This window comes from Cytobacillus sp. IB215665, from assembly GCF_033963835.1.
GTDB lineage: Bacteria > Bacillota > Bacilli > Bacillales > SM2101 > Nanhaiella.
In genome coordinates this window covers 31,774-43,883 of record NZ_JAXBME010000020.1, presented here as the reverse complement: position 1 = coordinate 43,883, position 12,110 = coordinate 31,774, and the positions used below count along the sequence as shown (strand labels likewise).

The window sequence follows — 12,110 nt, the reverse complement described above, 5'->3', positions numbered from 1 at the left end:
GATATATAATTTAATGTAATTTGTCAACTTCCATATTCAATGCTGATTATCCTTTATTAATATTGCCCTTGAAGAATTACTGTTTGAAGGAAGGTATATAACAGTTCTAACTTGAATAATTATATTAAGATTTTCCATTTTATAGTGAAGGGTGAGTGTCGAGTTGGATAATGTTATTGGTAATAATGATACTGAGCATTTGATGTATACAAAATGGGAGCCATTTGAATGGTACAAAAAAATGAGGAAAGATCATCCTATTCATTTACATACAGAGTATAACTATTGGGATGCGTTTAAATATGATGATGTAAGCTTTATTTTAAGTAATTATAAATATTTTTCTTCAGCTCGATATCAGGGGCAGGATAATGACCCTTTCGGAGAAAGTATACTTTTTATCGATCCACCTAGACATAAACAAATGAGAGATTTAGTTAATAAGTCATTCACTCCTAAAGCAATGCAATCATGGGAGTCGAAAATTGAACGGATTTCAAATATGCTAATTGAAGACTTACATGGAAAGCATTCTTTTGACCTCGTCAACGAATTTTCAATGCCTTTGCCCGTTATTATTATTGCAAATATACTAGGTGTTCCTACTGAAGAACTACATTTATTTAAAGAATGGTCGGATAATATCGTTGAAGGGGTTTCTGATACGTCGGAGGAAGCCATTAAGGCAGCGCAAGAAAAATATGCCTCAACTATAAATGATCTAACGAACTTCTTCGCAGAAATGATTAACCATAAACGAAACAATTTTTCAGATGACATTATTTCAATACTTCTTCAAGCTGAAGTTGATGGCAAGAAATTAACAAAAAATGAATTGATTGGTTTTTGTATATTATTGCTCGTTGCTGGAAATGAGACTACAACGAACCTTATTACAAATGCAGTTTATTGTTTTCTTGACGATCGAACTATTTTTGAGCAACTAAAGCAAAATGAGCAATTGCTCGTACCTGCGATAGAAGAAGTGTTAAGATACAGATCCCCTGTTCAAGCAATGGAACGAATCGTTAAACAAGACATCGAACTACATGGACAGTTGTTAAAAGCAGGTGATTATGTTGTTGCACATATTGGTTCAGCCAATCGAGATGAAACTAAATTTCCTCAAGCTGACCAGTTCCTACTAGACCGTTCCTCAAATCCTCATCTAGCATTTGGAAAAGGCATACACTTTTGTTTAGGTGCACCTCTTGCACGTATGGAAGCAAGAATAGCTTTAACTAAATTAATTAGGCATTTTCCAGAAATGAATTTTGCAGATGATATGGCAATAGAACCTATAAATAGTCCTGTCGTATATGGCTTAAAGAAATTAAAAATAGAGGTCAGTCACCCATCGCTTTAAAGTGGTGGGGGACTGACCCTCTGCTTTTTTATCTTCCTTCGTCTGAGAATTGTTTTATTCTTTCACCTATTTCATCACGGACACGTTGGAAAAATGCCCATCTTTCTGCCTCTGACCCTTCCGCTTTTGCAGGATCATCAAAGCCCCAGTGAACACGTTTTACTTGAGGAGGTGTAACTGGACAATGCTCATCAGCATGACCACATAGTGTAACGACTAAATCAGCGGAGTGTAGAATCTCTGTATCGATGACATCAGATGTTTGTTCAGAAATATCTATCCCAACTTCATTCATCGCCTTCACCGCATTTGGATTTAAACCGTGTGCTTCAAGGCCAGCGCTATATACATCCCATTCATCACTTAAATATTTTTTACCCCAACCTTCAGCCATTTGGCTACGACAGGAATTACCAGTACATAAGAAGTAGATCTTTTTTTTAGTCATTGTATTATCTCCTTTTATTCGTGAATTGTTTTGTAAACTACTGCAGCAGCGACTGCTCCAATTGTGGTAGCAATGATATAAACCCATAGATGATCAAATGTTCCCGAAATTAATGCAGGCCCGAGAGAGCGTGCAGGGTTCATCGAGGCTCCACTAATAGGACCTGCAAACATTGCCTCGAGTCCAACAGTCGCTCCAATCGCAATACCTGCAAAGGATTTGACAGCCTTGCCATGTATTGCAGATCCAAAGATAACCATCATAAGAAAAAAGGTTAAAATGATTTCTAATAAGAAAGATTGGGTTGCTGAACCATGTGGAAGCGTGGCACCTAAATTTGCCACATCCCCAAATAACAATAAGAGCGATGCACTTGCACTGATCCCAGCGAGAAATTGAATAATGATATAGTATAACCCTTCTCGTAATTCAATATCACCATTAACTATAAATGCAGTAGTAACAGCAGGATTAAAATGTGCTCCAGAAACGTGCCCAAACGTATAGATTAATGCCATCACTACTAGCCCAAACGTAATCGCAATGCCTATATGTGTCAAGCTATTTGTAATGCTATTAATGATGATCGCACCAGTCCCAGCGAATACTAAAAAATACGTCCCTAAATACTCTGAAATTAACTTCTTTCTCATATTTCAACTACCTTTACTATACATTTTCGGCTACTTACATGATATGCGTAATCCATTATTCTCAAGCTCTTTAATTTTTTCGAGTTGATCGGGTAAGAACTTCATCATATCTTGAATCAATGGATAGTATTGACTATCAGTATTTAAAGAATAAATCATCCATTGACTTTTTCGATTTTCTTTCACTAGGCCACTATCTTTCAATTTCCGCAAATGCTGACTAACTGCAGGCTGACTCATTCCAAAAATATCTACAAATTCACATACACAAAATTCATCATGATAAAGAAGTGCGATGATTGATAAGCGGGTCTTATCACCTAACAATTTCATCTGCTTAGCCATATGTTCAATTTCAATATGAGGCAATTCTATTTTGTCCCCCTCCTATATTAAAGGCTGCTTTATTTTCATCCTAAGAAAATACATATGAACTTTTTCTTGTTTAAGATGATTTGTTGTTCTAAATTAGATCATTCAAAGTGTATCACTTTTTCAGTTTCATAACTTAGTTATCATAAGAATATAAATATATGCTTATATAATAGAATGCTTATATAAATACGTCAACTCATTATTTCAGATAACACTTCATAAAATTACATAGCTTTATCATAATTTAGGGGTGTTTTCGCATCGAATGTTACTTTTCGTTCTTAGTTATAAACTCGTATATATAACGTTCGTGGCATCTATTCTACTTTTAAAATTATTGAGCTCTCAAAAAACTCATTATATTATCCATTTTTAGTAAAAAAGCAACAAAGTTTACGAAAAGAGCCAAAAGAAATTTGCTAATGAACTTCTCCATATTACTCAAATGCTCATGTACAAGCTTACGCCCCTGCATTTTAATAAATATTGTATATCTCTACATTTGTCCTCCCTTAATTAAACCTTTGCCATTGTTATGTATATGTACTTGTTCCTATAATGTCACCCACTATTAACGATTTCACATTTTTTCTTGTAAATATTTAGATATTAACAGCTTTTGATTTTAAATAATTAATTTAAATTTATCGTAGCCATATATTGATTAAGTGTAAAATTACAATTCATCAGATTTCCATTTCATATAGCTATTTAATATTAATAGTTAGTTTACCACTAAATATTGACATACGTTTCAAAAATAGTATAATTTAGACAGTTTGAGCTAAATACACAAGGCTGTTTACACGTAGAGTTGCTTTTTGAGAACTTTGTTGTTATTAATACAAAATTATCACAGTAAAAAAGAAGTTTTATGTGATGATCATCATATATAGACGAATAGATGTACAAAACAATAGTTGTATTTATTAAACAATAAACTCGAAAACAACTTTGTAATAAGAGCTATGAATGTTTTGGGAACCTTCATTCTCTATAGACTTAAAAAAACTCATCAGTTACTTAAGCAACAGAGCTTACAAAAGAGCTTTATGCAGTACCAGCATGCTAGAGTATTACAAAAACCGAAAATAATCTCCACGAAGGACACCTAGTGAAATGACTAAGCTATGCCCCCCACGATTATCAACATTAATCATCTTGTCGTCATTAAACGAACGATTAACAGTTTTTCAAAAACATAGGATTCAGAGGCTTCCTTTTGTGGAACAGATATTAATTGGAAAAACTTTAAGTTTAAATTGAATGACTTAGAAAACCGTATTAAATGTGAACACCATAATACAACTTAAAATTCTAACTTAGATGTGCTCTTTAAAGAATCAAGCTATTTATATATATTGGAGGATTGATGAGTTGAACAATTACAATAGAGTACTATTAAAATTAAGTGGAGGAGCACTTAGCGATAACAACGGTGAAAACTTCTCCATCGAAAAATTAAATCATATTGCTAAAGAAGTATTAAGTATTGTAAACATGGGTATTGAGGTATCCATTGTGATTGGTGGAGGAAACATCTTTCGTGGTCACTTAGCTGACGTGTGGGGAATTGACCGTGTGGAAGCAGATAATATAGGAACATTAGGAACAATTATTAATAGTCTAATGCTACGTGGCGTTCTGACATCGACTACGAACAAAGAAGTGAGGGTTATGACATCTATTCCTGTAACATCTGTTGCTGAGCCATATATAAGGTTACGCGCACTCCAGCATTTAAATAAAGGTTATATTATTATTTTTGGAGGTGGAAACGGCCAACCGTTTGTTACGACTGATTATCCGAGTGTGCAAAGAGCTATTGAAATGAATAGTGATGCCATACTAGTAGCAAAGCAAGGTACTTCAGGCGTTTTTGATTCAGATCCGAACGCCAATCCACAAGCTAAAATGTTCCGCACATTAAACTACAATGATATCGTCAAAAAAGATATTAAAGTAATGGACCAATCCGCTTTACTGTTAGCAAGAGACCATCATATACCTGTACACATATTTAATTTTGATCAAGTAGGCTCTATGAAGAAAATATGCGAGGGCTTTCAATGCGGCACGATAATTAACGATAAAGAGACAACAACATTATAATAATATATTCTAAACCCATATGACCTGCCCTCTAAATCTGTCATGAATCAAAGCTATTATTCTATTGGATTTAGTAGCTTTGATTCATTATTCATTTAAGACTATTTGTTTATTCACTCTTTACAAAAAGTAAATTTTTTCAATTTTACATTGACAAATAAATTCAACCACAGTACAATTTAAATTAATATTTAGCTAATTAGTTAAATGTTAAAATAAAAACCAATCTTGGGGGAACTTCTATGTCTCTAAATTTGGCCTTCAAAGCTTTGTCTGATCCTACCCGCCGAAAAATTTTAGATTTACTAAAAAACAAAGACTTAACAGCTGGAGAAATTGCTGAACATTTTAATATGACTAAGCCAAGCATTTCACGTCATTTGAATTTGTTAAAGCAAGCAGACCTAGTATGGGATGAACGCAAGGGCCAGTACATTATTTATTCACTTAACACGACTGTCTTTCAAGATTTAATGAAATGGGTTTTACAATTTCAAAACAAGGAGGATTAAACGATGAGTAAATGGATCACAAGAGTTGTCGTTATTGTGGTAATTGGATCAAGTTTGTTACTTTACCCATATTTACCAGATCAGCTACCTAATAAATTTAACAACTTTGGAACACCAAGTAGTTATACTTCAACAATCAATGTCCTGTTTAGCTTAATAATATCTGTCATCGCCGTTTATCTGTCAGCCATTATTAGTTCATGGGTTTTACAAAAAAAATCTCAATACAGAAGATTTCAACAAAATGTTGAAAAGATTTTAACGGTAGTGATGCTTATTGTTTTTGCTGTTTATTTTGGAGTGGTCGTAAACGGTTTAGGATATGAAGTTAACATTTTATTCCTATTACCATTATGTTTAGCGTTAATTTTTATCGTAACTGGAAATGTCATTCAACAATTTAAAATGAACACTGACAATGTTTCACCATTAAATTCAACTATAAATGAATCATGGAATACCATTCGATTTTTTCTAGCAAAAGTTCTCTTCGTGGGAGGAATACTCATGCTTCCTCTTATTTTCTTAACACCAAAAGTACTACTAATCACATTTTTTATCGCCTTAGGAATGATACTTCTCGTTATGCTATTAGGCTCATATGGTATTTATAAAAAGCACAATATACCCCCTACTAATAAAACGATATAACGAGGATATTACACACAAAAAAGAGGATACTTAAGAAGTTGTTGGACATTTAGCCCTACCCTTTTAAGCTATCCTCTATTTGTTACTTAGGCTGTTTTCGTATTGATTGTTGTTTTTCGAATCGAGTAATAAATACCTACATCACCATCGGCACCTTTATTGTCTGTAATCAAACGTTTAAACCAGTATGATAATTTGGTGACAATAGCAACAAAGTTTTCGAAAAAGCCTCACCTTATAATTATTCTACTCCTACTTCATCAAATGCTGCTGATATTGCTGCAACTTCAGAACCATTCTCTCCATACAAGTCAGTGGCAGATTGGATTAAAGATGAGCGTAACTGACTAAATGTAGATGATTACCTAATGCTAATGAACTCGCTAATTCAGTAGTCATTACACCACTTTGTGTTCTAGATTTTTAAGTTCAAATGTATAGTTTTTTCATTGGGAATAGTTATATTAAAGCAAAAAATAAAAATACAAAAATTCCGTCAATATAATCAAAAAAACACTACTATTTAAGTAGTAAAATACCAAAATTAAGGTTATAACCTTATATAATTTTATATTCTGAAAATATTAATAATAATCTTTTTCAAGACTTTTGCCCTATCTGAACTTAATAGGTATTTTACTTAAACTTGAAAAGTTTGAACAAAACATTCCTCTTCATCTATCAAATCTCTGCTGTCTTCATATTTTATATTCATCTTTTTATAAATACCCTTCCAAAAAGATACAGCTGATTCATTGCTAGCAAGCTCAATTACATAATACTTCCCTTTCTTCTGCTCAAAAAGCTCTTTTACTACATTTATTCCATTTCCTTTTCCCCTATATTTATTAAGTACAAAGATGTCATTTATACAATAATCATATTGCCCTTTTAAAAAAGGTCTCTCTAAAAGTAAAACGAAACCAATAATCATTTCACCTTGTTTTATAAAAAATGGAGAAAAACCAGCTGTATCCCAAAATATATTCAATTCCTCCATCTCAAATATTCCGTCACTAGTAATATCTAAACTAGAAGTAAATTTTGATAAATCATGAAGGTAGAGTGAATACAGATTTTTTAATACGTGCTTTTGTTCTTGCAAAACCGGATCTAATGATACTGCCATATAGGTCAACTCCTTAATAGCTTCTTAAATGATACCTATCCATTTTTTCCATCCAGTAGCATTTACAGATTGTTCATTTAAATATGGCTTATCTTTTGAACTGAATAAGTAAAAATCTTCTCCCCAATGTCCAGCACAACCGAGTTTTATCCAATTATTAAAAAAAGTATAGAAATCACCACCTAACCTTAAGCCATGCATATGATAACTAGTCGTTAAATAGATAATTTCACCAACATTATACTTTAGATCAATTCCTAAGTAACTTCCATTTCCGAACGATGTGAACAGTAAACAATTTTCCCAATATTTTTTTTCGAACGTATCATCATCATCTAAAAATTCGTATGTCTCTCTGGCATTTTCATAGCTTATAAGGTTTTGTATGGACCACAAAGGGTTATCAAATATTCCTCCACAATCAAGAATACGTTGGTCTACATTCCCCATGTTAAAGCAAGTTTTATCAATGTAATTTGATTGTCGTGTTATTGGATAGGTTATATTATTCAAAAACCAATAAAAGTGTAGATGTTTAGAAAAATGAAGCAATACATGCCGAAAATCTTGTGGAATAAGTATCCCCAATTGGTGCTCTATAGTCTTTATTTCATCTTCTGTAGCTGGTTGAGCAATTTCTAAAGAGTTTTGATGCTGCCCTCCAACTAATCTTAACAAGAAATTCTCAAGATCAGCCTTCCATACTTTATAATCTCTAGTTAACATTAATTACCTTCCTCTGTGAATGACTGTTACATTCCTTCATTCATTACACTACCCTTTGTTGAAGGAGTGAAGGAGTTTTTGAATATATAACAAGGTCTTCTAATAAGAAGACCTTGTGTAACAACATATATACTATTAAAGTGATATTTTCTATTTTGCAAGAGCTTTAATGATAAATCTATGCTGGTTTACATCAAAAAAATCTTTAGATTGTATATGTTTATGAATGGTGTATAAATTTTCACAATATTGTTCTACACTAAAATCTGGTACTTGCCACGGTATTGCTTTTAAGTAATATACAAGGGCACCTATATCAAAAAAACGCTGTGTTGGAAACTCTTCTTTACAATACAAAATTTCAAAATTATTGTTCACCAAGTCACTCATTGCCGTAGTCAGATTCCAGTCTTTAAATTCATTATTTATCGAAGATCCTAGTGCTTCATTTATCCCTAGGCAATCCAAGCCACCAACTTGTTGAGTTAAAAATATCCCATTAGAATTTATTATTCTTCTAACTTCTTTAGGACAATAAGATTCATGTTGATTTAAAATGACATTAAACTGATTATCGCTAAATGGCAGATTGGAATCCTCTTCAACTGAAACCACTGTAACTCCAATAGGCTCTAAATGTTTTTTTGCGATCGGAATATTTGGTTTGTACCCTTCTGTAGCATAAACTGTCTCATGAAATGGTTGAAGCTTTGACAAAAATTCTCCGCCACCTGTGCCCATATCTAACATAGAATTTGCATGCTTCATTAATTGCCTAGCCATGCTTCCGTAAGACCAGGGAAGTAGACTGCTTTTCATTCGCCCAGTTCCAGTTATAAAGGAAAAATCCCAACCCGAAAAATTCTCATTCACATCGTTTATATATTCTTCAAATTTTACTGCCACCATTATTTCTCCTCCTAAATTTTCAAAATTGCACAGTATTAAAATTTAGGGAGGAGGTCCTCTAGGATAGCAACAAAGTTGTTATATTTCATGTTCTAACAATATCATTATCTATACCTCTCGTTTAAAAATACTAGTACTAAAGAATTCCTATATATAACAGTTTACCTTATTTTATCATATTAACCTCACTAAATCGGAAACAATTCGGAGCGTACAGATATATAAATGCGGAATGAATATTTACTTCAGCTTATAAGTACAGATTGCTCCTTCAGAACTGAAGCTATGAGGATGTTGTAGGATTTCACCCACGCTCACCAAAGGTGTGAAAACTAAGATAAAGAAGAGAACGTGGGAATGTACGTACAAGTCTTATTATATAAAGTACAACTTCCTAACTGCTAGTTACGTAAGCTTTGAGTTTCCGTCTTCAATACTAGTTAAATGTTTTGTAGTTCATTTCACAGAGATATAAATATCAACCTGACTATTATTTGGGTCCATTGCTCTTTCGTCGTATAGTTCAAAGTCAGCTCCATAAGCTCTTGCACTCTGCTCCGACCATTTCCAAATTTCCTCCCAAGCCTCTATAACTACTCCTGGTAAAGGACCTTTTCGAGTTGTAAATACAATATATTTTTGATCAGGAATTTGCATTGATTCCATCCCATTCGGCACCATATTGTTGTCCCTGACTTCTGCACCTAATGCAAAGGTATAAGCACCATGTTCATTTGTCTCGTAATCAGTATAGATTGCTAATACATTCAAATTCTTCTTATGAGTAATAGCTTCTAAAACTTCATTTTTGTAAAAATCGTCCCATAGTTTAGGGATACGTCTATCTGCTGTCATTTCAACTTTATTAGCTGTTCTTGTACTATTGCCTACGAAATCAAAACCTTCTCTTGCTATAACATTACTTTTAGTATATGTGTTAGACACGAAAAATCCTCCTCTATCTGGATAGTATAAGTGTGATCCAACTATAGACGTTTTAACAGTATAACCTCAAATATGCAGAGATATTTCTTATGGTTTATTTAAATATTGTTCAATTTGAGATTTATGGTGGCTATCATGGGGGATAAAGCCATCGAGATAGCTTTTAATAGTAAAATGATTCCCGTCTTCATCTACATACTTGTTTTCATATTTATCACGTGGTATGGGGGTTAAATGATCAATAATTTCACGACGATAACTTATTGTCTCACTAATAAGTGTATCTTTATCTTTTGTCTTACCATATTGAACCGCATTATTATTAAATTCATCAAAATTAACATGACGACTAGTTAAAGGTTGTTGTAATTTTATCTTACGTATAGCATTCTCAAGAAAATATTTGTCCCAAAGCATGATATGAGCTATGATGTCTCTCACAGCCCACTTTCCCTCAGCAATCGGCAGCTCCCACTTCTCATCCTCCATATTCCGTAAGGACTCTACAAAATGAATAAATCCTTCAAAACTGTTGATGCGTTCATTGATGATTTCTGTTTTCATATTATAACCTTCCTTTCATAGCATAAGGGTGACTCAAATTAGTTATCTATAAGTGAGTCACCCTATATGTTGTAGAAATTATCTTCAGCTATTAAGGGCTTAAAGCCCCTTAACTCTATAATTGATATTGACAATTACCAACCTTCAGCTGGTTCATCGATAATATCAAATGTACTTGAACCCGATCTCTTTGAATACAAATATGCGAGCACAACGCTATTCTTGTTTATTAGTAAGATAAGCGACATATTTTTTCACAATCATTACTTCATACAAATGTTGCTATTTTATCGGGATGTAAATATCTGTCTCCGATTGAACATTATCTGGTCCAAGAAATCTCTCGCCATATAACTCAAATGAAGCTGAGTTAACGACTTCAAAATTAGATTGCGGCAGCCAAGCTTCAAAAATATAGCCAAATGTTTTACCAAGCTCACTTATTAGCCCTTTATGAGTAAAGACTAAATAGCGCTGTGCAGGAATTGTTTTTGTCACTAGCTTATCTGTCAATTGATCCACCTTTTCTACTTCAACAGCCGCAGCGTAAACAAAATCACCTGTTTCTTTATTTTCATCGTAGCAAACGCCATACGTTACATTTTTGTCTTTTCGGAAAGGAATGCTACTTTCCAAAGACATAAAGTCCATCCATAAACCATGAATCGGATTATTTTTTTGCATTTCAGTCATTGAAGTATGACATTCTAGTCCTACAACCACCATCTCGTCCATCTCTTTAATTGTCGGTTCAAGCTTCATTTCATTCGTTTTAATATTCATTATTTATTCCTCCTTTTCTTTTACACTTTCATCTTAGTTAATAATAGCGACATCTAATGTCGTATTTATTATATTTTTCCAAATTATTTATTAGCTTTATATCTCTAAAAATAGCGAGCTAATAATTAGGGCACCTTTTTCTCCAAAGACTATAACAATCACATAATACATATCAGTTACTCAAAATCACATGAAAAAGCAACAAATTTTATCACAAAGATTAATTCCCTTATTCATATCAAATAGTAAGAAAAGCCCCCTCACTTAAGTTACCCCAGACAACCACTGGAGACATTCCTCATGAGGGCACATTGTGGTTATGTGCAGATAGACATTTAAGAATTTTAGCTTAAGACCCATTACTAATATCAAACTGTTAAAAAGTTCTTTAAGTAACTTTGCTACTATGTTTACTAACTAACCTCAATTTTCTCGTATTTAAGATGAAAAGATGCCACGACTTAAATGAAAATTAATATGAGTAGTAACTTTGTACGAATCCAACAGACTAATAGTTTTTTAAACTATTGGTTTTAGATGATCACTTGGGACCCAACCCTCTTCATCATTGCTAACGTTACGGCACCATAACCAGCCATAAAGTTCCTTTATTCCAATAACCTTTTCATTTACGTCTATATTTAGTTCCCTTGCTGTATAATTTTCCGAGGCAAACGCTGTGCCTCCATCGATTTTAATAAGGCTTTCTGGAACCCATCCTTCCATTGCCTCATCTGTTGTTTTACAATAGATCCAATATCCCTCTCTTTTTTCACTTACAACAATTGCTTGACCCTTCATCAAAGTAATAGGCTTGGGATAATTCGTTTTATGACTCCTTGCTACTATATAATACATACATTTACCTCCCTTCATTTAGATCTTAACTTATAATTACGACAATTATTGACGTATTAATATGATATATTAAGCGTAT

14 protein-coding genes and 1 pseudogene are annotated in these 12,110 nt (G+C 33.1%); 4 read left to right on the top strand and 11 right to left on the bottom strand.

The window, feature by feature from the left end; genetic code table 11:
* Positions 1 to 163 precede the first annotated feature (163 nt).
* Positions 164 to 1,366 (top strand): cytochrome P450, encoded by a 1,203-nt coding sequence (locus tag SLH52_RS19465; protein WP_320210912.1) that lies wholly within the window; start codon positions 164 to 166, stop codon positions 1,364 to 1,366.
* Positions 1,367 to 1,394: 28 nt separating this feature from the next.
* On the opposite strand, the gene arsC is transcribed toward SLH52_RS19465, so the two are convergent.
* From arsC to SLH52_RS19450, 3 genes are read right to left on the bottom strand one after another with little or no spacing between them, the layout of a single operon-like run.
* Complete coding sequence (gene arsC / locus SLH52_RS19460) at positions 1,395 to 1,814, bottom strand: arsenate reductase (thioredoxin) (protein WP_320210911.1); 420 nt, start codon at positions 1,812 to 1,814, stop codon at positions 1,395 to 1,397.
* Between the two features lie 14 nt (positions 1,815 to 1,828).
* Entirely contained in the window at positions 1,829 to 2,467 is a 639-nt protein-coding gene (locus tag SLH52_RS19455; protein WP_320210910.1) for an aquaporin, read from the bottom strand.
* 30 nt (positions 2,468 to 2,497) lie between these two features.
* The gene (locus SLH52_RS19450) at positions 2,498 to 2,842 is read right to left on the bottom strand and encodes a metalloregulator ArsR/SmtB family transcription factor (RefSeq protein ID WP_320210948.1); all 345 of its coding nucleotides are present in this window, start codon (positions 2,840 to 2,842) and stop codon (positions 2,498 to 2,500) included.
* A 1,377-nt stretch (positions 2,843 to 4,219) separates the two neighbouring features.
* Between SLH52_RS19450 and pyrH the strand changes: the two genes are divergently transcribed.
* From pyrH to SLH52_RS19435, 3 genes are all read left to right on the top strand, one after another.
* Complete coding sequence (gene pyrH / locus SLH52_RS19445; protein ID WP_320210909.1) at positions 4,220 to 4,954, top strand: UMP kinase; 735 nt, start codon at positions 4,220 to 4,222, stop codon at positions 4,952 to 4,954.
* Positions 4,955 to 5,196: 242 nt separating this feature from the next.
* A complete protein-coding gene (locus SLH52_RS19440) occupies positions 5,197 to 5,466 on the top strand; it encodes an autorepressor SdpR family transcription factor (protein WP_320210908.1) in 270 nt (89 codons plus the stop codon).
* Between the two features lie 3 nt (positions 5,467 to 5,469).
* On the top strand, positions 5,470 to 6,117 hold the full coding sequence (locus tag SLH52_RS19435) for a hypothetical protein (protein WP_320210907.1): 648 nt from the start codon (positions 5,470 to 5,472) through the stop codon (positions 6,115 to 6,117).
* Positions 6,118 to 6,358: 241 nt separating this feature from the next.
* On the opposite strand, the pseudogene SLH52_RS19430 reads toward SLH52_RS19435, so the two are convergent.
* From SLH52_RS19430 to SLH52_RS19395, 8 genes and pseudogenes are all read right to left on the bottom strand, one after another.
* Positions 6,359 to 6,463, bottom strand: a pseudogene (locus SLH52_RS19430) (M4 family metallopeptidase); the annotation flags it as partial.
* 294 nt (positions 6,464 to 6,757) lie between these two features.
* Complete coding sequence (locus tag SLH52_RS19425; protein WP_320210906.1) at positions 6,758 to 7,246, bottom strand: GNAT family N-acetyltransferase; 489 nt, start codon at positions 7,244 to 7,246, stop codon at positions 6,758 to 6,760.
* A gap of 24 nt (positions 7,247 to 7,270) precedes the next feature.
* Positions 7,271 to 7,972 carry an SMI1/KNR4 family protein gene (locus SLH52_RS19420; protein WP_320210905.1) on the bottom strand — a complete coding sequence of 234 codons (702 nt, stop codon included), beginning with the start codon at positions 7,970 to 7,972 and terminating at the stop codon, positions 7,271 to 7,273.
* A gap of 150 nt (positions 7,973 to 8,122) precedes the next feature.
* Positions 8,123 to 8,881, bottom strand: coding sequence for a methyltransferase domain-containing protein (locus tag SLH52_RS19415; protein ID WP_320210904.1), 759 nt, complete (start codon positions 8,879 to 8,881; stop codon positions 8,123 to 8,125).
* Positions 8,882 to 9,337: 456 nt separating this feature from the next.
* Positions 9,338 to 9,826, bottom strand: a complete 489-nt coding sequence (locus tag SLH52_RS19410) for a GyrI-like domain-containing protein (protein ID WP_320210903.1) — start codon at positions 9,824 to 9,826, stop codon at positions 9,338 to 9,340.
* Between the two features lie 87 nt (positions 9,827 to 9,913).
* On the bottom strand, positions 9,914 to 10,390 hold the full coding sequence (locus SLH52_RS19405) for a DinB family protein (RefSeq protein ID WP_320210902.1): 477 nt from the start codon (positions 10,388 to 10,390) through the stop codon (positions 9,914 to 9,916).
* A gap of 282 nt (positions 10,391 to 10,672) precedes the next feature.
* Entirely contained in the window at positions 10,673 to 11,173 is a 501-nt protein-coding gene (locus SLH52_RS19400; protein ID WP_320210901.1) for a GyrI-like domain-containing protein, read from the bottom strand.
* A 519-nt stretch (positions 11,174 to 11,692) separates the two neighbouring features.
* The gene (locus tag SLH52_RS19395; RefSeq protein ID WP_320210900.1) at positions 11,693 to 12,031 is read right to left on the bottom strand and encodes an SH3 domain-containing protein; all 339 of its coding nucleotides are present in this window, start codon (positions 12,029 to 12,031) and stop codon (positions 11,693 to 11,695) included.
* Positions 12,032 to 12,110 lie beyond the last annotated feature (79 nt).